The sequence below is a fragment of the Flavobacterium enshiense DK69 genome (assembly GCF_000498495.1).
In the GTDB taxonomy this organism is placed as follows: domain Bacteria; phylum Bacteroidota; class Bacteroidia; order Flavobacteriales; family Flavobacteriaceae; genus Flavobacterium; species Flavobacterium enshiense.
This window is the reverse complement of sequence record NZ_AVCS01000013.1, coordinates 162,857-185,509: the sequence shown is the minus strand read 5'-3', so window position 1 is coordinate 185,509 and position 22,653 is coordinate 162,857. Positions and strand designations below refer to the sequence as shown.

Sequence of the window (22,653 nt, the reverse complement as noted above, 5' to 3'; positions counted from 1 at the left end):
TTTTCTTCAACTTATTAAATTATCAAAAACCTCCTTTGGGAGGTTTTTCTTATTATGAAATGTTGTTGGGCGGTTTTTTATTCGCTTGATAGAAAAACTGTAATTACTTGAAAAATAAACAATTAAAAAGTTTTCTCAACGAAAAATTTGAAGTACTTTTGAAATGTAAATCAACCACAAGATTTCTTTTTCCAACTTCACAATCACTTAGATTGTTTTAACCTCCTCGTTTTAGTTCCTCTCTAGAATTACGAGTTTTTTTATTGTCAATACCGTATGGGTTCTATTTACAGTACACGATTTTCCCAACAGGAATATCGTTAACCGAACAGGAGCAAACATCAATTTCATTCTCACCTTTCAATAGGCAAGATGTGGCGCAACAGTTGTGCTAAAATTCGATAATTTGTCCGACGTTTCTCCTGTACTCAGAAACAAACCAAACCCATAGGGGAAAGTGAGGCGGGCAATGTCTGCCTCACTTTTTTAAAATTTTTTGGACACTTGTTTTTTAATTGTGAAAAGCACTTTCTTTTATTAGGGGAGTGCTTTTCTTTTTTTTTGTACTAAATTTCGACAAAATTCGTTATGTTAAAAAAAATATGAAAAAGTGTCTTCTTTTATTGCTAATCAGTTTTGTTTCTAAAACCTTTTCACAGGAAAAATTTTCTGTTTATTTTGATTTTGATGTTCATGAAGTAAATCGGGATTCCGGACAAAAACTTGCTGACTGGATATCAAAAAATAAGAATGCTGAAATACAGAAAATATATGGTTATTGCGATAGCGTAGGTTCGCACAGTTATAATGATAAATTAGCTTTGCACAGGGCAAATTTCATTGAAACGGCATTGAGGAATAGTGGAATGAATATGGTTGAAAAACTTGAAGTCAAAGGCTTCGGAAAACGATCCGAGCAATTAAAAGATCAGGCAGATAATAGGAGGGTAGATATTTATTTTCAGTTGAAAGAAGAGAAAATGTCATCTAAAATAACTCAAATGAAAGTAGGGGATAAACTCAGGCTGAAAAACCTGAATTTCTACAATCGTTCAGGGGTAGTGCTTCCGAAATCAGAACCGGTATTAGTAGAATTGCTCGAAATTATGAAGCAAAATCCAAAGCTTAAAATTGAAATTCAGGGACACATCTGCTGTCAACCGGAAGGCGATCGCGAGGATATTTCCACACTTCGCTGTAAAACTGTCTACAATTATCTCATCGCGAACGGAATCGACAAAAGCCGCCTTTCCTATAAAGGTTTCGGAAGTACGATGCCTTTATATCCTATTCCGGAAAGAAATGAGTTTGAACAAGATGAAAACAGAAGGGTTGAAATCCAAATCCTAGAAAATCAATAATGCCATTTTATTTGTCATAATATTTGTGTTTATTCGTTATACTTAAAAAACATTTTATGAAGCGATTTTTAATATTCCTGTTTTTTGTTTTTCCGTTTTTTGTATCGGCACAGGAAGAGTTTACGGTATATTTCGAAAGCAACAAACATGATTTGAGCAAAAAGCAAATAGCTCTGTTGAATGACTGGATGATAGGCAATAAGGAATCGAAAGTAGTTGCGATTAATGGTTTTACGGATGAAGACGGAACTAATGCTCATAATGATACGTTATCCCAACGCCGCGTGGATTTTATCTATAATGTTATTGTGAAAAACCATATAAAAATCAGAGGCGACTTTAAAACCAGAAGTTTTGGAGAAGAACACAATCAGTCTAAAATAAAATCGGAGAACCGTAAAGTGGTTATACATTACATTCTGGCAAAAGATTTGGCCCGTGAAGAAGAAATTTTAGGAATCAAGCCTGTTCAGTCCGTTGTTGCAGAGGTTGTTCCAATTGAAGAGGAAGATATGCATTTTCCGGCTAATGCAACTTTAGAAGAAAAAGTAGCCTTGGCAAAACCAGGGACCCGAATTGTAATTAAAAATATTTTTTTCTATCAGAATTCGTTTGGGATGATGCCAACTTCAAAACCTGCCATGGATGAACTAATTGATGTCATGTTGAAAAACTCAACAATGGTAATCGAAGTGCAGGGGCATATTTGCTGTGTTGATGCCGACAGAAGAAATCTTTCCCTTGAAAGAGCTAAGCAGGTGAGAAGGGTTTTGGAAAGTAACGGGGTAGATCAAAAACGCGTAAAGGTGAAAGGTTTTGGAATATCACATCCTAAATTCCCTATTCCGGAAGCTAACGAAGAACAGGCACTCGCCAATCGTCGCGTTGAAATCATGATTTTAAGCAAGTAGAAGTTTTGTAAATAGAATAATAAGTTTTCAGAAACTCTTGCTCCAAGCATCTATTTTCTATTTTCTGATATCTGTTTTCTATTATCTGTTTTTCTAACTTCTATTTTCTCCTTATCTTTGCCCTCACAACACACAATTAAACCACATGAGTTCTGATAACAGTCAACGTTATAACCTTCGCGGAGTTTCGGCTTCCAAAGAAGATGTGCACAATGCAATAAAAAACATCGATAAAGGATTGTTTCCTAAAGCTTTCTGCAAAATTGTTCCCGACCATTTAACCAATGATGATCATTATTGTTTGATCATGCATGCCGACGGAGCCGGTACGAAATCTTCGTTAGCTTACATGTATTGGAAAGAAACGGGTGATATTTCGGTTTGGAAAGGAATTGCGCAGGACGCGTTGATCATGAATATCGACGACTTGTTGTGTGTGGGAGCTACAGATAATATCATGCTGTCGTCAACCATCGGAAGAAATAAAAACCTTATACCCGGAGAAGTAATTTCGGCTATTATCAACGGAACGGAAGAACTGATTGAGGAATTAAAGGAATTCGGTGTGACAATTCACTCTACAGGTGGTGAAACGGCAGACGTGGGTGACTTGGTGCGTACCATCATCGTTGATTCTACCGTAACAGCCCGAATAAAAAGGTCTAAAGTTGTTGATAATGCTCATATTCAACCTGGAGATGTTATCATAGGATTAGCTTCTTTTGGTCAGGCAAATTATGAGAAAAGTTATAATGGCGGAATGGGTTCTAACGGACTAACATCGGCTCGTCATGACGTATTCGCGCATTATTTAGCTGAAAAATTTCCTGAAAGTTATGACGCTTCCGTGCCTAAAGATTTAGTGTACTCCGGAAATGTGAAACTTACGGATGAAGTAGAAGGATCTCCGATTGATGCGGGTAAATTAGTGCTTTCACCAACGCGTACTTACGCTCCAATCATTAAAGCAATATTGGATAAGTATTCGGCAGGACTGATTCACGGAATGGTACACTGTAGTGGTGGTGCACAAACGAAAGTATTGCATTTTGTTGATAACGTACACGTTATTAAAGATAATTTGTTCCCAGTGCCGCCTTTATTTAAATTGATTCAGGAGCAATCTGGTACGGATTGGAAGGAAATGTATCAGGTGTTTAACTGTGGACACAGAATGGAATTATATATTCCGGACGATATCGCTGAAGACATCATCGAGATTTCAAAATCATTTGGTGTAGATGCACAAATAGTAGGAAGGGTTGAAGCTTCCGAAACTAAAAAGTTAACCATTACTTCAGAATACGGAGTATTCGAATATTAAAAGAAAATCCCTCAATCGAGGGATTTTTTTATGCTTGAGTTTTTTCCCCGTAAATGACAATGGAGCTGGCATCGATTACAACATTTCCGTCCGGATATTTTTGATTTACAATATCGTATACTTCCTGTTTTATTTTTGCTTTCATTGCATCGTCTGCGGCAGAAAGTGCAGCAACAACAGGCGCAGCTATTTCTGTAATCATACTCCAATAGTTGTCCGCGGTTTTACTGTTTAATTTTCCGTGAACTTCACTTTGTGAGATGTTTTTTAGTCCGGCTTGCATAAATAATTCTTTCATTAAACCCTCTTTAGAGCAACGAAACATCCCTGGGGCTCCAGGTGGAGGTGGTGTGATTTCCATGTTTTTATGAATGGTTCCCATCATAGCTGTTATCCAAAAGTTTTTTTCAGGGACGTCCCAAACTGATGTTGCAATTTTCCCTCCTGGTTTTAGTACCCGTACCATTTCTTTGGCGGCTAGTTCCATGTCCGGGAAAAACATGAAACCAAATCGGCAGCTTATAGCATCAAAAGTATTATCAGGAAAAGGAAGCTCACAAACATCACAGACAACGGTTTCAATATTTTTAATGCCTCTCAATGATGCATTTTCTCTCGCAATTTCCAGCATGTCTTCCGCAAGGTCGGTAAGAATCACTTTTCCTCCGTTTAGTTTACTGGCAATTGTTAAACCCGGTTCACCGGTTCCGGTTGCTATGTCCAAAACAATATCGTTGTTGTTTACATTGAGAAGTCGGATTATTTCATCACCCATCGGTTTTAAAAAATCCATAGTAAGGTCGTCCCATTTCTTCCATCCAGGGGAAAATTTATTCCAGGAAGCTTTTTGTTGTTCACGAATTTGTTCAAGTTGCTGTTCCATTGTTTCTTCAAGTTAAATGGATTAATGACTCAGTTAATTTACTCAGCAACATTAGTAGGGTTTGTAAAGAATTGGTTTTTAATTTGTTGGAATGTAAAGTTAGTGGAAAAATAAATTGGTCAATATTAGTTTTAAAAAAAAACACTGCAATTTTTTTGCTGCAGACAGTACAAAAATTTTCCAAAATGAATTGTGTTGAATGTTATTTTTTAGTTACTTTGTATTTCAAAGTACTTTTAATGTAAATTATTAAATCATGGAAGCACAAAATGAATTGCACTACAGATTATCAAACAAGCCTTTAGGTAAGTTGGTGTTACAAGGCGCTGGTATTGCGCTATTATTGGCAATTGTTTTTCTGTCTATTGTTTTTTCTGTCGGAGAAGTATTGAACGGGAAGACGTTTTGGCAAGGTGTTTGGCAGCTCTTGCCATTAGTTACAGTGACTGCAGGAGGAGCTTTAGGAGGTATGGTTTACTATGCAATGGTTCAGATTTGGAACCCAAGCGGGTGGAGGAGAAACTTGGCTACTATTTTTAGCCTGCTTTTTTATGTCTTATTACTTTGGCTTTGCCTAATTATCGGCTTTAGTGCTACAGGTCAGTGGGATTGATACAATATTTGATGATGGAAGTCTCGAGCATTATTATTCTATTGACAGTGAGGGCTGAAATTCATCGCTTCAGTAATATCCAAAACGAGATAAACTATACAGAAACTTTTGTGAGTAGGAAAAAATACAATTTCACTCTATTCTTAAAATCTTACCTTTGTATAAAATAAAAAGTTATGAATATCAATCCAAAAAACGGAGTAGGAGAGTTGCTTTTCGGGATGCAACAACAACATGTAGTGGCGGTGTACGGTAAACCCAGTAAACAGTTTAAAGACGAAGATCAAAATGTCGTTTATCTGTATAACCAGCATAAAATGCGTCTTACCTTTTATGATGATGAGGAATTTCGCTTAGGATATATAGTAGTTTCGGATCCTGAAACGACACTTTTCGATAAAAAAGTTATTGGCCGAAATCCGAAAGAAATTCAAGGTGAATTGCCGCAAAAAGCATATAAGACCTGGGAAGTTGTTGAGGAAGATGGTGTGGTGAGTTATTTCAATGAAGATAATTGGCTGATGCTGATTGCTGAATTTGATGAAATCGTAAAAGTGGAAGTAGGGGCTATATTCAACAACAACGACGAGTTTGATTGGAAGTTTTCGGGATAATAGATAAAAAGTAAAAAAGAAAAGGCACAAAAGTTAAAACTGATGTGCCTTTTTTATTTCTAAAAATCTGGAATTACTGTTTCGGAGCAGCTTCCGTCATTTCCAATTCGAAAATTAAATCGGTATTTGGAGGGATAACACCTCCGGCACCTTTTTCTCCGTATCCTAATTTGGATGGGATGAAGATTACGGCTCTGTCTCCTGAATTCATGTTTTCCAATCCTTCAATGAAACCTGGGATTAATCCCGATTTGTTGCCGTAAGTGAAAGGGAAACCATTATATCCGCCTTGCTGTGCACGCATCGGATCGTGTTTTCCATATAATTTGGCAACGTCTTCAAAGCTGGCATCAAATAATTTACCGTTTTCGAAATAACCTGCATAGCCTATCTGAACTTGGGTTCCTGCAGCTGGTTTTTTACCGCTTCCTTTTTTGGTAATAACATACTTCAGGCCGCTTGTAGTTGTAGTAGCTGTAGCTTTCAATTTTTCAAACTCGGCTTTTTTCATTTGCATTACCTGACCGTATTTTTCATTATATTCTTTGTCTTTAACAGCGTCAAGTTCAGCTTGTTTTTTTCTTTTTTCTTCTTCTAAAGCAGCTTGTTTTTTGTCGTCTTCTGCTTTATTAGCATAGTAATCTGCAAAAACTTTTGCAGCGTCGAATTTTGTAGCTTCTTTTCCTTTACGAATGATTGTAACTTTAACGATATTGTCGCCTTGCTCAATTTTGTTTACTACATCCATTCCTTGAGTAACTTCTCCAAAGACAGTGTGTCTGCCGTTTAACCAAGGAGTTTCTTTATGTGTGATGAAGAATTGGCTTCCATTAGTTGCCGGTCCCGAATTTGCCATCGATAAGATACCTCCTTTAGTATGGTTTAAAGTAGGGTCAATCTCGTCTTTAAATTTATATCCAGGATCTCCTGCGCCTGTTCCAAGCGGGTCTCCTCCCTGAATCATGAAATCTTTGATTACACGGTGAAATTTCAATCCATCATAAAAAGGTTTTCCTTTGTATTGCTCGGCCACAATTGGGTTGTTTCCTTCAGCTAAAGCAACGAAGTTAGCAACCGTAACTGGAGTTTTTTGGTATTCTAATTTTAAGGTGATTGTTCCTTTGTTGGTTTCAATAGCAGCGAAAAGTCCGTCGGTTGAACTTTTGGCAGCTGTAGTAGTTGTTTTTGTCTTTGTTTTTGATGCAGACGACTTTTTAGTTTTTTGAGCATAACCACTCATCATCCCCAAAAACAATAAAAGCAGAATTTTGTTTTTCATATTTTATAGTTGTATTCGCCTTACTCTTTTTGCATTACGCAGGGATTTTCAGGATTTTTCCCTTGTTTAATTATTTTTTTGCTGATAATTCGATTTCAAAAATAAGATTCGTATTTGGCGGAATTATGGGAGGCGCTCCTCTTTCACCGTAAGCCAGATAAGAAGGGATGAATAAAAGCAATTTGTCTCCGGCAGACATTTTTTCCATTCCTTCAATGAATCCCGGGATTAGGCCTTCTTTTTTTCCGTATTCAAAAGGAAATGGATCATAGCCTCCTTGCTCATCTCTCATCTTGTCATACGTTCCGAATAATTCAGCCACATCTTTGTAGTTGGTATCAAAAAGCTCGCCATTTTCGAAATAACCGGCATAACTGAAAAGAACATTCGTTCCCGGAGCTAATTTTGGCTGATTTCCTTTTGTGATAAAAACGTATTCCAATCCGGATTCTGTTTTAACGGCTTTTGTTCTTAAAGAGGCGAATTCGGCTAATTTGTCCGTCTTGATTTTAGCTGTTTTTTCAGCAATTTTCTTTAATTCCACTGCTTCTGTATCGTAATAGTTTTTGAATACTTTCAATGCATCGAAGGCGGAAGCTTTTGCTCCTTTTCTTATGATGGTAACTGATGTGATTTCATCATTGTTTTCAATGGCAGCCACAACGTCCATTCCTTCCACAACTTTTCCGAAAATGGTATGAACGCCATCAAGGTGAGGTTGAGCTGAATGTGTTATGAAAAACTGACTTCCGTTGGTGTTCGGACCTGCATTGGCCATCGATAAAACGCCGCCGTTATTGTGCTTTAATGTAGGATCGATTTCATCTTTGAATTTGTATCCCGGACCACCGTTTCCTGTACCGTCAGGATCTCCTCCCTGAATCATGAAATCCTGAATTACACGGTGAAATGTTAACCCGTCATAAAAAGGTTTCCCTTTGTATTGAGCAGCAACAAAAGGGTTTTTTCCCTCGGCCAATGTTATGAAATTTGCTACGGTAACGGGAGCTTTTGTGTATTCCAGGGAAACAACAATGTCTCCTTTTGGTGTTTCAATATTGGCATATAAGCCGTCTTGTAAATTCTCGTGATTGTTTTTACAGGAAATCAATAGAGCGGTAAATAGTAAGAGTATACCGGTAAGTTTTTTTTTCATTGCAATCGGTAAAAATGTATGTTTGGTAAATTAAGGTTTTACAGGTGCGGGTCTGAAATCATTTAAGGTTACTGTGCAGATAACAGGTTGGTTGGTTCCGATTTTTTCATTGTCACCATGATAGCCATATGCCATGTGTGAAGGGAAAAGGAAAGTAACTTTTTCTCCTTTTTTCATCAGTTTGATGCCATCGCGCAATCCCATCATAATATGCTGTTTATCTACAACATAGTTTTGGGTTGTCAGTTCTTCGGCTGTATAGATAACGTTCCCGGACAAATCTGCTACTTCGTAATCAAAAACGGCAATATCTCCTTTTTTAGGAGTTTGTGTTGCAGTATCGCTTTTTACATTATAATAATACCAATACCCTTTTGGCGAAGCGATATAATCGTTAGCGGTATCTTTTTTGATAATGTTGGCAATTAAAGTTTCTTCGTTGTTTATAAGCTTTTTGTTTCGTTCGATAGACTCTTTAATAAAAGTCCCCGATGAATGCGAAACCGGTTTTCTGGCTTCCTGTTGTTGTGTGCAGCAAGCAAATAATAATCCGGAAAGCATAACTCCGTATATATGTATTTTTTTCATAATTCAATTTTTAAACTGACATTTAAAAGTATGCGCTTTTTTAAGTAAGGACTGTTTCGTCAGTTGTTTTCTTTTCTGAGGCTAAAATAGCAATAAATTGTTTTATCGTTTCTTCCATTGATAAGTCGGATTTTCCTCCCGCAGCATTAATATGGCCGCCTCCGCTAAAATGATTTCTTGCAAATTGATTCACATCAAAGGCTCCTTGGGAACGGAACGATATTTTGATAAGGCCTTCTTCTTTGTTTTCGATGAAAATTGCGGTAAAGTCGAATCCTTTTAATGATAATCCGTAATTAACAATTCCTTCTGTATCGCCTTTCGCATAACCAAACGTGTCAAGTTCTTCCTGACTTAATGTGATATAAGAGGTTTTGTACTCCGGCAAGAGTTTCATGTTTTGCAACGCGCGACCTAATAATTGCAGGCGATTGTATGAACTGGTGTCGAAAAGCAGGTTGTGTATTTTTGAATTCTCAACCCCTTTGTCAATTAAATCAGCTACTACACGATGAGTTGTACTGGTCGTCAAAGGAAAACGGAAAGATCCCGAATCGGTAACGATACCGGTATAAATACAGGTTGCAATGTTTTTGTTTATCAGATTTTCTTCTCCTAACTGATGAATAAAGTGGTACACCATTTCGCAGGTAGAACCATATCCGGTATCCGAAAACGTGAATTTGGAATAATTGTCCGGCGACTGATGATGGTCAATCATCACAAATGTTTTCTCCAGTTTCTCCAAAGTTGCCTGCATGAAATCACCAACACGGTGAAGGGCGTTGAAATCAAGAGTGAAAATAATATCCGCCTGATTCAATTTTTCAGTGCAGTTTTCCGGGTTTTTTTCAAAAATCATGACTTTTTCAGCCTCAGGCATCCAGGCTAAAAAATTCGGGAATTCGTTAGGGGAAATTACCGAAACGTCATGTTTCTTTTGAGTCAGAAAATGATATAATCCTAAGGTAGATCCCATTGCGTCTCCATCAGGGTTTCGGTGAGGAATAATTGCTATTTTTTTAGGGGAAGCTAAAAGTTCTTTAAGTGCTTCAATTTCATTGGTTGTCATCATGTTGCGAAAATACATTTTTTCAGGATAATTTACATTACTTAAATCTTTCAAATTTTTAATTTTTCATTTTCACAGAAATAACTATTTTTGCACATGCAACACAATGTACTTATTTTAGATTTCGGATCGCAATACACTCAGCTTATTGCGCGTAGGGTTCGCGAATTAAACATATTCTGCGAAATTTTTCCTTTTAATCATTTCCCGGATGATTTGTCAAGTTATAAAGCGGTAATTTTATCAGGAAGTCCTTTTTCTGTAAGAGCAGAAGATGCGCCGCATCCTGATTTATCCCAAATTCGCGGTAAATTGCCTTTGTTGGCAGTTTGTTATGGTGCTCAGTATTTGGCTCATTTCAGTGGTGGGGAAGTAGCGCCTTCAAATATCCGTGAATATGGTAGAGCTAATTTATCGTTTATTAAAGAGAACGAACTTTTCTTTGATAATGTAGATCTTCACAGTCAGGTTTGGATGAGTCACAGTGATACTATCAAGCAAATGCCGACAAATGGTGTTCGTTTAGCATCGACTAAAGATGTTGAAAATGCTGCATACCGTATCGATGGTGAGACTACTTATGCTATCCAGTTCCACCCGGAGGTTTATCATTCAACAGACGGAAAACAAATGTTGGAAAACTTCTTGGTTAAGATTGCTGAAGTGCCTCAGAACTTTACTCCAAATGCATTCGTTGAAGAAATCGTAGCTGAAATGAAAGAGAAAATCCAGAATGATAAAGTAGTTCTTGGACTTTCTGGAGGTGTAGATTCAACGGTGGCTGCTGTATTATTGAACAAAGCAATCGGACAGAATTTATATTGTATTTTCGTAAATAACGGTTTATTGCGTAAGAATGAATTCGAAAACGTATTGAACCAATATAAAGGTATGGGCTTAAATGTTAAAGGAGTTGATGCTTCTGAACGATTTTTGTCTGAATTGGCCGGAGTGGAAGATCCGGAAACAAAAAGAAAAATCATCGGACGTGTGTTTATCGAAGTGTTTGACGACGAGGCACATCTTATCGAAGATGTAAAATGGTTGGCGCAGGGAACTATTTATCCGGACGTAATTGAATCGGTTTCTGTAAAAGGACCTTCTGCAACTATTAAATCGCATCACAACGTAGGTGGTTTACCGGATTTCATGAAACTTAAAATTGCAGAACCTTTGCGTATGTTGTTCAAAGACGAAGTACGTAGAGTAGGTGCTACTTTAGGAATCGATCCGGAATTATTGGGAAGACACCCTTTCCCTGGACCGGGATTGTCTATCCGTATCTTAGGAGATATTACTCCGGAGAAAGTGAGAATTCTTCAGGAAGTGGATTATATTTTTACAGAAGGATTAAAAACTCATGGTTTGTACAACAAAGTTTGGCAGGCAGGCGCAATCTTATTGCCGGTAAACAGTGTTGGGGTAATGGGTGATGAGCGTACTTATGAAAAAGTGGTTGCATTACGCGCTGTAGAATCTACTGACGGAATGACTGCGGACTGGGTACACTTACCGTATGACTTCTTAATGAAGATATCAAACGAGATTATCAATAAGGTAAAAGGGGTGAACAGAGTCGTATACGATATCAGTTCGAAACCGCCTGCCACGATCGAGTGGGAATAAAATAATTAAGAAAAATAGGAATTAAGTCGTTACAATCTATAACTTTGTGACGACTTGTTCGTTTTAAAAAATACCATATGAAGCACTTTTTTTTAGGATTGTCTACTGCTTTATTAGTTTCTGTTTCTGCATTTTCGCAGACCAAAGAGCACAAAGTTGCTAAAGGGGAAACTACCTATTCGATAGCCAAAAAATACAATGTGGCGCCGGAAGATATTTATCGATTAAATCCGAATGCCAAAAACGGTGTAAATGAAAATGCGGTACTTTTAATTCCTACGAAAGCGGGTCAGGCAGCCAAAACTCCTGTAAAAGAGATTACGAAACTGGTTGTTAAAGAAACTCCAAAGCCAACAGGCAAAGAAACACGTGTCTATCATGTTGTGGAAGCGAAAGAAACTGTTTTCAGTATAGCGCAGAAATATGATACTACAGTAGAATCAATTACTAAAAACAATCCTGACGTTGAAAAGGAAGGGTTGAAAATAGGGCAAACGATTGTGGTTTTTACCACGAAGAAAATCGAAAAACCTGAAAAAGCTAAGACAGCATCTGTATCAGTTAAGACCGCTACAGTAGCAGTTGCTAAATACCATACCGTAGAACCGAAAGAAACCAAATTCGGAATCGCTAAAAAAAATGGTTTGTCTGTTGAGGAACTGGAATCTTTAAATCCGGAAATAAAAGAAAATCTGGAAATTGGGCAAAAATTGCGTCTTAACAAAAATACACCTGTTGTTGCAAATACTCCAGTTGTACAGCCAAAACAAACAGTGCAGTATAAGGATTATACCGTTCAGCCAAAAGAGACATTGTACAGTTTAACAAGAGGGGCGGGGATTAGCCAGGAACAAATGTTGGCAGTAAATCCTGAATTGGCGAATGGAGTTAAAACAGGCATGGTTATTAAAGTGCCATCTGATGCAAAGTTCAACCAGATTGCTCCTAACAAACAGCAAATCGATATTTCAAAAACAATCAATAAGCAGGAAAGTAAGGAATTGGTTCTTTTGTTGCCATTCCATATCGAAAAAATCGAAGCAGATTCCGTGAATTCGGTTAGGGAACGACTTAAAAAAGATAAGTTCCTGAATATGACACTGGATTTTTATGCTGGTGCTTTGGTTGCGATTGATTCGGCTAAAACACTTGGATTACCGCTTACGGTTAAGATTTTTGATTCGGAAGAGACCAAAAATTCATCTGCTATTGCATCGGTAATCAATGCAAATGATTTTTCTAAAACCGATGCGGTTATAGGTCCGTTCTTCCAAAATCATGTTGAGACGGCAGCTTCATTGTTAGAGAAATACAATACTCCGGTAATTTCGCCATTATCAAACGAGAGAGGAAAGCCTTATTCTAATTTATTCCAGGCGATGCCGAATGCACTGGATGTGAAGCGTAAAATGTTTGATTTCATGATGGAGAAAAACGGAAATATCATAGCGGTTATCGATCCTAAAAAAGGAAGCGCAAAGCAGTATATTACCGAAAATTACCCTTCAGTTAAAATTGCCGAAATCAATGATAAAGGTGTTCCGACTTTGGAGAATATCAAAAGCCTGATGGTTAAAGATGGGATCAATTATGTGATTCTAGAATCCGAAAAAACCGGAATGGTATTGAGTACTTGCAATATTCTGGTTAGCGCTACTTCCGAATATCAGGTACAGTTGGTGACTTTAGAGAAAAATGAAACACTCGATTTTGAGGAGATTCCGTTGAGTAAATTAACAAGGTTGAAATTGCTGTATCCGTCTGTGTCAAGAGATAATGAAACACCACAGGCTGCAATCTTTGCAAAAGTATTCAAAAAGAAAAATAATATCTTTCCTAATCGTTTTGCAACCAGAGGTTTTGATGTAACCTTTGATGTTATTTTGAGATTGTTCCAGGACGGCGGTTACAAAGAATCGGTAAACGAAAAAGCTTCGGAGCAGATTGAAAGTAAATTCAACTATGCAAACATCGACGGAGGTTACTACAACAAAGGTGTTTACTTGTTGTATTATGATGAAGATTTAACTTTAAAAGAAGCGAAATAATGGCAACTTCAAAAGTAACGTACCTTGGTGATTTGAGAACATCGTCGGTACACATACAATCCGGAAATACTATTATTACTGATGCACCAACGGATAATCACGGTAAAGGAGAAGCGTTTTCTCCCACGGATTCCGTAGCGAACGCCTTGGCAACCTGTATGTTTACCGTAATGGGAATCAAAGCCCGTGATTTGGAAGTTGATTTTTCCGGGTCGACGGCCGAGGTAACCAAAATAATGGCGGCCGATCCAAGACGTATCATTGAAATTCAAATAACCTTTCAAATGAATGTTGCTGCTGATGATAAAACCAAAGCAATTCTGGAAAAGACAGCGATGACTTGTCCTGTTCTATTTAGTTTGCATCCGGATATTAAAAAGGAAGTTGTTTTTAATTGGAAGTAATAAAGTGGACAGTCAGCAAGAACTTCTTATAAAATTAGCACATACCAAAATGCCCTTCGGAAAATACGAAGGGTATTTTCTTATTGACCTACCTGAATATTATGTGGTTTGGTATCACAATAAAGGCTTTCCGAAAGGACAGTTGGGTGAGCAGTTGCAATTGGTTTATGAGCTCAAGCTTAACGGGTTGGAAGAACTCGTGAGAAACATCCGTAAAAACTTTCCGAAACCAAAATAGACTTCTTGGATTTATCAGACATCTTAGATGATTAAATAGTTTGATTTGTTAATGTTTTAGGTTTTACATACTGAGGATTTTTAAAGAATTCAGATTTTTCGTAGCCTGAGAATGCCTATGAAGACTAAATGTTTAACAGGAATAGTTAATTATTCGTTATTTTCTAAAAATCTAAGAATCCAACAATTCAATAATCGAATTATAATCGTATTTTTGCCAGGTTTTTTTAAACAACAACACAACACACAATAAACAATACACAATGAATCAGACGAAGTATATTTTTGTTACAGGGGGCGTGAGTTCTTCTTTAGGAAAAGGGATTATTGCGGCTTCTTTAGCAAAATTATTGCAGGCAAGGGGGTACAGAACAACTATTCAGAAATTCGATCCGTATCTTAATGTGGATCCGGGCACTTTAAATCCATACGAACATGGTGAATGTTATGTAACAGATGACGGAGCTGAAACCGATTTGGATTTAGGGCATTACGAAAGATTTTTGAATGTTCCTACTTCTCAGGCGAACAACGTTACCACTGGAAGAGTATATCTTTCTGTGATTGAAAAAGAGCGCCGTGGAGAGTTTTTGGGTAAGACAGTTCAGGTAGTTCCTCACATCACCAATGAAATCAAGGAGCGTATGCAGTTACTTGGTAAATCAGGTGATTATGACATTGTGATTACTGAAATTGGTGGAACTGTAGGTGATATTGAATCACTTCCTTATATAGAATCTGTACGTCAATTGGTGTGGGAATTGGGTGAAAACAACGGAATCGTAATTCACTTAACATTGATTCCTTACTTGGCAGCGGCTGGTGAGTTAAAAACAAAACCAACACAGCACTCTGTAAAAACGTTGATGGAAAGCGGAATCAAAGCTGATATCTTGGTTTGTCGTACAGAGCATGAATTATCACAGGACTTGCGTCAGAAATTAGCGTTGTTCTGTAATGTGAAGAAAGAAGCGGTTATTCAGTCAATCGACGCTTCAACCATTTATGACGTTCCAAATCTGATGTTGGAAGAAGGATTGGATAAAGTTGCATTGAAAAAACTGGATTTACCTGAGAAAAACTTACCGGATTTATTACAATGGAATGAGTTCCTGCACAAACTGAAAAACCCTAAACACGAAGTAAATATCGGTTTGGTTGGTAAATATGTGGAGTTACAGGATTCATACAAATCTATTTTGGAAGCGTTCATTCACGCAGGTGCTACAAATGAAACCAAAGTAAACGTAGTAAGTATCCATTCAGAATACCTGGATGCCAAAACAGCGGAAAGCCAATTGAAAGGATTGGACGGTATTTTGGTTGCTCCAGGATTTGGAGGCCGTGGTATCGAAGGTAAAATCGAAACGGTTCGTTATGCAAGGGAAAACAAGATTCCGTTCTTCGGAATCTGTTTGGGAATGCAAATGGCGGTAATCGAATATTCAAGAAATGTTTTGGGATATAAAGATGCGAACTCGACAGAGATGAACGAAAGTACAGCTCATCCGGTAATCAGCATCATGGAAGAGCAGAAAAACATTACCGATAAAGGAGGGACTATGCGTTTAGGTGCTTGGAAATGTCAATTAAAAGAAAATACATTAGCGCACAGAATCTATGGTAAAACCGATATTTTAGAGCGTCACCGTCATCGTTATGAATTCAACGGAGAGTATCTGAACGAGCTTGAAGCTGCCGGTTTGAAAGCAACAGGAGTTAATCCGGATACCGGTTTGGTAGAGATTGTTGAGTTAGAAAGCCACCCGTTCTTCATCGGTGTACAATACCATCCGGAATATAAGAGTACAGTGGCAAATCCACATCCGTTGTTCGTAAACTTTGTGGCTGCTGCAGTTAAAAATAAAGTTGGTTGCTAAAAACAAGAATTAGGACTTGTTTAGTAACGAATTATAAAAATTTTAGACTAACGAATCGCTTACTGCTTAAAGCCTAACGCTTAAAGCTAAATTAAAAATGGAAGAAAAAAAATTAGATGTTAAAACCATCTTTGGGTTTGTTTTAATTGCCGGTTTAATGATCTGGATGATGTTCAATAACATCTCCAAAGAGAAAGAAGCAATGGCAGAAGATGCTAAAAAGGCAAAAACTGAAAAAATAGAAAAAGCCAAAGAGCAGGCTGTTGCAGCAGTGGTTAATGATTCAACCCAAACAGATTCATTGAAAGTAAAAGCGTTGCAGGGCTCTTTAGGGGCTTTTGCTTATTCGGCTGCATTGCCATCTGCGAAAGACAATGTTACTGAAATCAAAAACGAACTGGTAACATTAAAGATCGCTAATAAAGGTGGTTATATTGTTGATGCCAAAGTGAATAATTTTGAACAATTCCATAAGGGTTCAGGGAAACCAGTTCAGATTATCAAAGACAATAATGCCAATCTGAATATTCAGTTCCAGACAAAAGATAACCGTGTTTTAAATACAAAAGACATGTATTTCGAACCTACGGTTACTAAAGAAGGTGCAAATCAGGTGGTGACCATGCGTTTAAAAGCAGGTGAAAACCAGTTTTTAGAGTACCGGTATGTGTTGAAACCAAACGAATATATGATGGATTTTGGTATTCGTACACAAGGATTGAACGAAGTTGTCAATACATCCAAACCGCTTGATTTAGACTGGCAGTTGAAAGCGTACCGTAATGAGAAAAGTATTTCTTATGAAAACCGTTATACGGATGTACGTTACGAGTATGAGGAAGGAAAAGACAATAGCTTAAGCCAGACAAGTAAATTAGATGAAGAAACTGTTGAAGGTTTGACTTATGTTGCTTTCAAACAGGATTTGTTTACTTCTATCTTATTAACGGAAACACCTATTAAAGGCGCTCAGTTGAAATCGGAGAACCTTGTTAATGATGAGGAAAAAGACACAGTTTATACTAAAAACTTCGCAGCTAAATTACCATTGGAATTTAAAAACGGAGAGTTAAACTATGCCATGAATTGGTACTACGGACCGGCTGATTACAAGATATTGAATTCTTACGATAAAAACCTTGACGAAGTAATGCCTTTGGGTTGGGGAATTTTCGGTTGGATCAACCGTTATGTTTTCATTCCGGCTTACGGATTCTTAAGTGGGTTCTTACCACACGGAATTGCTATTGTAATTTTCACCATGTTGGTTCGTTTGGTAATGTCTCCGGTAACGTACAAGTCGTATTTGTCTCAGGCAAAGATGAAAGTATTGCGTCCGGAAATTGCAGAACTTAATGAAAAATTCGGTAAGGATCCGATGAAAAAGCAACAGGAAACCATGAAATTGTATGGTAAGGCGGGCGTGAATCCTATGGCAGGATGTTTGCCGGCGGTTATGCAGATTCCGGTGTTCTATGCCTTATTCCAGTTCTTCCCATCAATGTTTGACCTGCGTCAGAAAAGTTTCCTTTGGGCAGAGGACTTGTCGTCTTATGATTCTATTTTAGAATTGCCTTTCAATATTCCGTTTTACGGAAGTCACGTGAGTTTGTTCCCGATTCTGGCTTCTATTGCTATTTTCTTCTACATGAAAATGACAACAGGTGATCAGCAAATGTCGGCTCCACAACAGGAAGGTATGCCTGATATGGGTAAAATTATGAAAGTGATGCTTTATGTTTCACCAATCATGATGTTATTTTTCTTTAACAATTATGCATCCGGATTGAGTTTGTATTACTTTATTTCAAACACCATTACTATCGGTATCATGTTAGTGATCAAAAACTACATTGTAGACGAGAAGAAAATCCATGCTAAAATTCAGGAGAATAAAACGAAAGACAAACCGCAAAGCAAGTTCCAAAAGAAAATGCAGGAAATGATGGAGCAGGCGGAAGCTCAGAAAAAAGCCAAAAAATAATTTAATTTAGTTATAATCCAAAAGCCCTGTTTTTAGAAAGTTTGTACTCATAAAATCAGGGCTTTTTTAATTATTAAATAATGAAAATAGCAATTGTCGGTTATGGAAACATGGGGAAGACCTATGCGGGCAGTTTCATTAATTCCCGCTTTATTAAAGCGGAAGATATCATCGTTGTAGATAGATCTTGCCCCGGGGAAAATGAAACTTTCGGTATTCCGGCTACTAATTTCAATACAGAAATAAATGATGCTTTTTCCGAAACGGATATTGTTATTCTGGCGGTAAAACCACAGGATTTTATGTCGGTTTCCGAAAAACTGAAATCAAAGCTTACTGATAATCAAATTGTCCTTTCGATAATGGCAGGAGTAACAATCGGTACCATTCAAAAGATGACGGCTTCGTCAAAAGTGGTTCGTTCAATGCCAAATATCGTTTCGCAAATCGGAATGGGGATGACCGTTTTTTCGGCCTCGGCTGATATTAACCGAAAAGATTTGTTTATCATTCAGAATCTCTTGAATACAACCGGAAAGTCAATCTATGTGGATAATGAAAAACTCATAGATGCGGCTACAGCTGTTTCGGGGAGCGGACCGGCTTATGTATTTTATTTCATGAAATCGATGATTAAAGCGGCTGAACAATTGGGGTTCACACCATCGGAAGCGGAATTGTTAGTGAATCAGACTTTTATTGGATCCATAAATCTGAAAAATGCCAATTCTTTTTCCAACGAAGAATGGATTACTAAGGTGGCTTCAAAAGGAGGGACAACGGAACGCGCTTTAGAGGTTTTTGATGCTTCATCAACAGAAGAAATTATTGCAAACGCTGTTATGGCAGCTAATAAACGTGCCCTCGAATTGGGTTTGTAAGGAGTCTTTTGATGCAATTCAAGAAGTTTGGAATGTAAATTGTAGTTGAATTGTTTTCTCCTAAGAAGGATAAATGCATAAGATTCGAATTATTTTTGAAAAACTTAATTTGATTATTTTTGAAATATTTTTCTCAAATCTGAGTTTTTAGGATAGATAAGTTAAAAAATACTAATTAAAATTGTTTAACAAACAAATGATGAAAATAAAACAAAATCTAGGTTTAGTTTTTTTATTGACACTATGGTGTTCAGTTTTTTATGGTCAGGATTTTAATAAAATGGACGAGAACGGAAAACGCCACGGCTTATGGAAAGGTGTTTATGAGGATACTAAAAATCCACGTTATGAAGGTACTTTTGACCACGGTAAAGAAGTTGGTGTTTTTAAATACTTTGATAATACAGTAAAATTGGTGGTAATTGCCACCCGTGATTTTTCTGCTAATGACGGTTCACACTATACTACTTTTTACAATCAGAAAGGGTTTAAGGTTAGCGAAGGAAAAGTTGTTGGTAAAGACACATACGTTGGGGAATGGAAATACTATCATTTGGACTCCAAAGAGATCATGACACTTGAAAACTATGTTGACGGTAAAATGAACGGAGTTCGCAAAGTGTATTTTCCTAACGGAAAAATTGCCGAGGAAGCAACTTATGTGAACGGCAAGAAAGAAGGAAAGTATAAGAAATATGCTGATAATGGAGTAGTGCTTGAAGACTCGAATTTTAAAAACGATCAGTATGAAGGTATGGCTACTTTCAGACTTTCCGAAACACAAATAAGCGGTCAGGGCATGTTTAAAAACGGAAAGAAAGTTGGCAAGTGGAAGGTGCTTGAAAATGGAAAACTAAAAACCGTTAATATGGACTTACAGGGTAAAAAATTCGCAAAACGAACTAAACCTGTAGAAAAATACGAAGGACAATAAATTAAAGGAATAAGATAATGAAACGTGTTGTAGTAGGGCTTTCCGGTGGTGTAGATTCGAGTGTCGCTGCTTATCTTTTAAAAGAACAAGGATATGAGGTTATCGGCCTTTTCATGAAGAACTGGCATGATGATTCAGTGACCATTTCAAATGAATGTCCTTGGCTGGAAGATAGCAATGACGCATTGTTGGTGGCAGAAAAATTGGGAATTCCGTTTCAGACGGTTGATTTAAGCGAGCAATACAAAGAAAAAATCGTTGATTACATGTTCAGCGAATACGAAAACGGGAGAACTCCAAATCCCGATGTGTTGTGTAACCGCGAAATCAAATTTGATGTTTTCATGAAAATTGCCCTGAGTTTGGGAGCCGATTATGTGGCAACCGGGCATTATTGCCGTAAAGGCACAATCGAGGCTGATGGAAAAGAAATTTATCAGCTTCTGGAAGGTATTGATGGTAATAAAGATCAGTCGTACTTTCTTTGCCAATTATCACAGGAGCAATTATCAAAAGCTTTATTTCCAATAGGCGAATTGACTAAACCACAAGTTCGTGAAATTGCCGCGAAAATGGATTTGGTAACTGCTGAAAAGAAAGACTCTCAGGGATTGTGTTTCATCGGAAAAGTGCGTTTGCCTGAGTTTTTGCAGCAGCAATTGCAGCCAAAAGAAGGATTGATTTATGAAGTTGGTGCAGACAGCCCGATTTATTTCGTTGAGAAACCGGAATTCAATTCACTGGAAGAAGAATTAGCATACGAATCTAAAAATATAGAATACAAGCCAGAATATGGAAAGGTAGTCGGGAAACATCAGGGAGCTCATTATTTTACCATAGGACAACGAAAAGGACTGAATGTTGGTGGAACTAAAGAACCGTTGTTTATTGTTGCTACAGATGTTAAAACGAATGCGATTTACACAGGTCAAAGCTCCAATCATCCGGGCTTATTCAAAAAAGCATTATTAGTTAAGAATCCTGAAATTCACTGGATTCGCGAAGATTTAGCATTAAAGAATGGCGAATCTATGGACATCATGGCCAGAATTCGTTACCGTCAGCCGTTGCAGAAAGCAAAATTATTCAAATTTGAAACGGGTATGTATGTGGTTTTCGAAGAACCTCAGTCGGCCATAACGGAAGGTCAATTTGTTTCGTGGCATATTGAGGATGAATTAGTTGGTTCGGGAGTAATTTCATAAATTAGCATTTCCCAAAGAAGCAAACGATGAAAAAAAAACTGCTGTTTATTGTCCTGTTGTTATCGTTAAAGTCATTTTCTCAGGAAGATGCCTGGATTTATTTCAGTGATAAACCCAGCGCTCAGTCCTATATTGACAATCCGCTCAATATGCTTTCCCAAAGGGCAATAAACCGCCGAATTACTCAGGGTATTTCCTTGAACGTTCAGGATGTGCCAATTCATCAGCCTTACGTCAATCAGGTTGATGCGGCTACAGGAATCACAGTAAAAGCAAAGTCAAAATGGCTGAATGCTGTGCATGTAAGAGGAACGCAATCAAATATAGCGGCTTTATCTTCTTTGGGTTTTGTCAGCAGTATCAGGTATGCCAATCACTCACTGAATCCGGGAGGAAGAATAGCCCCGGTTGCAAATCGGAATACGCAGAAGGTTAACAAGTTTATGGATACTCAGGTGAATTATAATTACGGATCATCTGCAACACAGGTTCAAATGCTTAAAGCTGATTGGTTGCACCAACAGAATTATACAGGTGAAGGGAAAATTGTTGCCATTATGGATGCAGGTTTTCCTGGCGTAAATACCGAAGCGCCTTTTCGTCGTTTAAGGGATAATAACTTGATTTTAGGAGGATACGATTTTGTACACAGGGCTAATAATCCATATACGGGTTTTCATCACGGCACCCAAGTGTTGTCAAATATGGGTGGTTTTGTGGATAATCAATTGGTAGGAACTTCCCCGGATGCAAAATATTATTTATTCATAACAGAGGATATTGACTCTGAAAATCCCGTAGAAGAAAGTTATTGGGTTGAAGCGTTGGAAATGGCGGATAGCCTTGGAGTTGATATAGTGAACACCTCTTTGGGATATTTTGAATATGACAATCCAGCTTACAGTTATACGTATAATGATTTGAATGGGCAGAAGTCATTTGCTTCGAGAGCTGCCGACATCGCTTTCAGTAAAGGAATGATTTGTGTTACTTCGGCGGGAAACTCAGGAAACTCAGCAAACCCTCATATTGGTGTTCCGGCAGATGCCGCTACAAATTTAGCTGTCGGCGCCGTTAACAGTGAGGAAGTTAAAACAGGTTTCAGTTCTATCGGCCCAACGTTTGACGGTAGAATTAAACCTGATCTGATGGCTATGGGGATTAATGTGACAGTAGCAACAGAAAATGGGACTATTGCCTCGGCTGCCGGAACATCATTTGCCGGGCCTATTTTGGCGGGTGCTGTGACTTCATTTTGGAGTGCTTTTCCAAGTAAAAGCAATGCAGAAATCATTCGGCTGGTAAAAGCGTCTGCAGATCGTTACACAAATCCGAATAATAATTATGGTTATGGGATTCCCGATTTTAAGCTGGCTTTTAATAATGCATTATCGGATTCGCAATTTTATGAGAAGGAGTTTATTCTTTATCCGAACCCGGCAAAAAATCAAATAATCGTAAGTTTTACTCATTTAGTAAGCGATTGCGAGATTTCATTGTACAATATTCTCGGGCAAACGGTGTTAAAGAAGAAAATAAAAGACAATCAGTCAATCGATATAGATAATTTAAACGCAGGAATATATACTTATAAAATTACTCTTGATCACAAATCGGAAACCGGTAAACTGATAAAGAAGTAATGCTCTAATA

Annotated in this window: 20 protein-coding genes; 15 read left to right on the top strand and 5 right to left on the bottom strand. The window is 37.6% G+C overall.

Annotation, left to right across the window (positions count from 1 at the left end):
• Positions 1-602 precede the first annotated feature (602 nt).
• From FEDK69T_RS09575 to FEDK69T_RS09565, 3 genes are all read left to right on the top strand, one after another.
• Complete coding sequence (locus FEDK69T_RS09575) at positions 603-1,361, top strand: OmpA family protein (protein WP_023573960.1); 759 nt, start codon at positions 603-605, stop codon at positions 1,359-1,361.
• 56 nt (positions 1,362-1,417) lie between these two features.
• The gene (locus tag FEDK69T_RS09570) at positions 1,418-2,272 is read left to right on the top strand and encodes an OmpA family protein (protein ID WP_023573959.1); all 855 of its coding nucleotides are present in this window, start codon (positions 1,418-1,420) and stop codon (positions 2,270-2,272) included.
• 145 nt (positions 2,273-2,417) lie between these two features.
• Positions 2,418-3,596 carry an AIR synthase related protein gene (locus FEDK69T_RS09565; RefSeq protein WP_023573958.1) on the top strand — a complete coding sequence of 393 codons (1,179 nt, stop codon included), beginning with the start codon at positions 2,418-2,420 and terminating at the stop codon, positions 3,594-3,596.
• A 28-nt stretch (positions 3,597-3,624) separates the two neighbouring features.
• Here the strand turns inward: FEDK69T_RS09565 and FEDK69T_RS09560 are convergent, their stop codons facing one another.
• Positions 3,625-4,479, bottom strand: a complete 855-nt coding sequence (locus FEDK69T_RS09560) for a class I SAM-dependent methyltransferase (protein ID WP_023573957.1) — start codon at positions 4,477-4,479, stop codon at positions 3,625-3,627.
• Between the two features lie 256 nt (positions 4,480-4,735).
• Between FEDK69T_RS09560 and FEDK69T_RS15490 the strand changes: the two genes are divergently transcribed.
• Positions 4,736-5,092: a hypothetical protein gene (locus tag FEDK69T_RS15490; protein WP_023573956.1), complete on the top strand. Its 357-nt coding sequence runs from the start codon at positions 4,736-4,738 to the stop codon at positions 5,090-5,092.
• A gap of 176 nt (positions 5,093-5,268) precedes the next feature.
• Positions 5,269-5,706, top strand: a complete 438-nt coding sequence (locus FEDK69T_RS09545; protein ID WP_023573955.1) for a hypothetical protein — start codon at positions 5,269-5,271, stop codon at positions 5,704-5,706.
• 73 nt (positions 5,707-5,779) lie between these two features.
• Here the strand turns inward: FEDK69T_RS09545 and FEDK69T_RS09540 are convergent, their stop codons facing one another.
• The 4 genes from FEDK69T_RS09540 to FEDK69T_RS09525 all read right to left on the bottom strand — a co-directional run bounded on the left by FEDK69T_RS09540 (position 5,780) and on the right by FEDK69T_RS09525 (position 9,804).
• On the bottom strand, positions 5,780-6,985 hold the full coding sequence (locus FEDK69T_RS09540) for a peptidylprolyl isomerase (protein ID WP_023573954.1): 1,206 nt from the start codon (positions 6,983-6,985) through the stop codon (positions 5,780-5,782).
• Positions 6,986-7,055: 70 nt separating this feature from the next.
• Positions 7,056-8,141 carry a peptidylprolyl isomerase gene (locus FEDK69T_RS09535; protein WP_023573953.1) on the bottom strand — a complete coding sequence of 362 codons (1,086 nt, stop codon included), beginning with the start codon at positions 8,139-8,141 and terminating at the stop codon, positions 7,056-7,058.
• A 30-nt stretch (positions 8,142-8,171) separates the two neighbouring features.
• Positions 8,172-8,729, bottom strand: coding sequence for a gliding motility-associated peptidyl-prolyl isomerase GldI (gene gldI, locus FEDK69T_RS09530; protein WP_023573952.1), 558 nt, complete (start codon positions 8,727-8,729; stop codon positions 8,172-8,174).
• Positions 8,730-8,769: 40 nt separating this feature from the next.
• On the bottom strand, positions 8,770-9,804 hold the full coding sequence (locus FEDK69T_RS09525; RefSeq protein ID WP_117612558.1) for a DHH family phosphoesterase: 1,035 nt from the start codon (positions 9,802-9,804) through the stop codon (positions 8,770-8,772).
• Positions 9,805-9,897: 93 nt separating this feature from the next.
• Between FEDK69T_RS09525 and guaA the strand changes: the two genes are divergently transcribed.
• The 10 genes from guaA to FEDK69T_RS09475 all read left to right on the top strand — a co-directional run bounded on the left by guaA (position 9,898) and on the right by FEDK69T_RS09475 (position 22,643).
• The gene (guaA, locus tag FEDK69T_RS09520; protein WP_023573950.1) at positions 9,898-11,427 is read left to right on the top strand and encodes a glutamine-hydrolyzing GMP synthase; all 1,530 of its coding nucleotides are present in this window, start codon (positions 9,898-9,900) and stop codon (positions 11,425-11,427) included.
• Between the two features lie 77 nt (positions 11,428-11,504).
• Positions 11,505-13,475, top strand: coding sequence for a LysM peptidoglycan-binding domain-containing protein (locus FEDK69T_RS09515; RefSeq protein ID WP_023573949.1), 1,971 nt, complete (start codon positions 11,505-11,507; stop codon positions 13,473-13,475).
• Positions 13,475-13,879 carry an OsmC family protein gene (locus FEDK69T_RS09510; protein ID WP_035630533.1) on the top strand — a complete coding sequence of 135 codons (405 nt, stop codon included), beginning with the start codon at positions 13,475-13,477 and terminating at the stop codon, positions 13,877-13,879. Before FEDK69T_RS09515 ends, FEDK69T_RS09510 begins: the two co-directional genes overlap by 1 nt.
• Positions 13,880-13,883: 4 nt before the next feature.
• On the top strand, positions 13,884-14,117 hold the full coding sequence (locus tag FEDK69T_RS09505) for a DUF3820 family protein (RefSeq protein ID WP_023573947.1): 234 nt from the start codon (positions 13,884-13,886) through the stop codon (positions 14,115-14,117).
• Positions 14,118-14,379: 262 nt separating this feature from the next.
• Complete coding sequence (locus FEDK69T_RS09500; protein ID WP_023573946.1) at positions 14,380-15,996, top strand: CTP synthase; 1,617 nt, start codon at positions 14,380-14,382, stop codon at positions 15,994-15,996.
• Positions 15,997-16,093: 97 nt separating this feature from the next.
• Positions 16,094-17,980, top strand: coding sequence for a membrane protein insertase YidC (gene yidC, locus FEDK69T_RS09495; protein ID WP_023573945.1), 1,887 nt, complete (start codon positions 16,094-16,096; stop codon positions 17,978-17,980).
• Positions 17,981-18,060: 80 nt separating this feature from the next.
• Positions 18,061-18,861, top strand: a complete 801-nt coding sequence (gene proC, locus FEDK69T_RS09490) for a pyrroline-5-carboxylate reductase (protein ID WP_023573944.1) — start codon at positions 18,061-18,063, stop codon at positions 18,859-18,861.
• 196 nt (positions 18,862-19,057) lie between these two features.
• On the top strand, positions 19,058-19,795 hold the full coding sequence (locus FEDK69T_RS09485) for a toxin-antitoxin system YwqK family antitoxin (protein WP_023573943.1): 738 nt from the start codon (positions 19,058-19,060) through the stop codon (positions 19,793-19,795).
• Between the two features lie 17 nt (positions 19,796-19,812).
• Positions 19,813-21,000, top strand: coding sequence for a tRNA 2-thiouridine(34) synthase MnmA (gene mnmA / locus FEDK69T_RS09480; RefSeq protein WP_023573942.1), 1,188 nt, complete (start codon positions 19,813-19,815; stop codon positions 20,998-21,000).
• 26 nt (positions 21,001-21,026) lie between these two features.
• Positions 21,027-22,643, top strand: coding sequence for a S8 family serine peptidase (locus FEDK69T_RS09475; RefSeq protein WP_023573941.1), 1,617 nt, complete (start codon positions 21,027-21,029; stop codon positions 22,641-22,643).
• Positions 22,644-22,653 lie beyond the last annotated feature (10 nt).

Bases quoted from the DNA above. Each gene is read 5' to 3' on its own strand.
- guaA (WP_023573950.1), top strand. From the start codon at position 9,898: ATGCAACACAATGTACTTATTTTAGATTTCGGATCGCAATACACTCAG.
- FEDK69T_RS09525 (WP_117612558.1), bottom strand. From the start codon at position 9,804: ATGATGACAACCAATGAAATTGAAGCACTTAAAGAACTTTTAGCTTCC.
- FEDK69T_RS09545 (WP_023573955.1), top strand. From the start codon at position 5,269: ATGAATATCAATCCAAAAAACGGAGTAGGAGAGTTGCTTTTCGGGATG.
- FEDK69T_RS09565 (WP_023573958.1), top strand. From the start codon at position 2,418: ATGAGTTCTGATAACAGTCAACGTTATAACCTTCGCGGAGTTTCGGCT.
- FEDK69T_RS09540 (WP_023573954.1), bottom strand. From the start codon at position 6,985: ATGAAAAACAAAATTCTGCTTTTATTGTTTTTGGGGATGATGAGTGGT.
- proC (WP_023573944.1), top strand. From the start codon at position 18,061: ATGAAAATAGCAATTGTCGGTTATGGAAACATGGGGAAGACCTATGCG.
- FEDK69T_RS09485 (WP_023573943.1), top strand. From the start codon at position 19,058: ATGATGAAAATAAAACAAAATCTAGGTTTAGTTTTTTTATTGACACTA.
- FEDK69T_RS09500 (WP_023573946.1), top strand. From the start codon at position 14,380: ATGAATCAGACGAAGTATATTTTTGTTACAGGGGGCGTGAGTTCTTCT.
- FEDK69T_RS09570 (WP_023573959.1), top strand. From the start codon at position 1,418: ATGAAGCGATTTTTAATATTCCTGTTTTTTGTTTTTCCGTTTTTTGTA.
- FEDK69T_RS15490 (WP_023573956.1), top strand. From the start codon at position 4,736: ATGGAAGCACAAAATGAATTGCACTACAGATTATCAAACAAGCCTTTA.
- FEDK69T_RS09515 (WP_023573949.1), top strand. From the start codon at position 11,505: ATGAAGCACTTTTTTTTAGGATTGTCTACTGCTTTATTAGTTTCTGTT.
- FEDK69T_RS09575 (WP_023573960.1), top strand. From the start codon at position 603: ATGAAAAAGTGTCTTCTTTTATTGCTAATCAGTTTTGTTTCTAAAACC.
- FEDK69T_RS09560 (WP_023573957.1), bottom strand. From the start codon at position 4,479: ATGGAACAGCAACTTGAACAAATTCGTGAACAACAAAAAGCTTCCTGG.
- FEDK69T_RS09475 (WP_023573941.1), top strand. From the start codon at position 21,027: ATGAAAAAAAAACTGCTGTTTATTGTCCTGTTGTTATCGTTAAAGTCA.
- FEDK69T_RS09510 (WP_035630533.1), top strand. From the start codon at position 13,475: ATGGCAACTTCAAAAGTAACGTACCTTGGTGATTTGAGAACATCGTCG.
- gldI (WP_023573952.1), bottom strand. From the start codon at position 8,729: ATGAAAAAAATACATATATACGGAGTTATGCTTTCCGGATTATTATTT.
- yidC (WP_023573945.1), top strand. From the start codon at position 16,094: ATGGAAGAAAAAAAATTAGATGTTAAAACCATCTTTGGGTTTGTTTTA.
- FEDK69T_RS09535 (WP_023573953.1), bottom strand. From the start codon at position 8,141: ATGAAAAAAAAACTTACCGGTATACTCTTACTATTTACCGCTCTATTG.
- mnmA (WP_023573942.1), top strand. From the start codon at position 19,813: ATGAAACGTGTTGTAGTAGGGCTTTCCGGTGGTGTAGATTCGAGTGTC.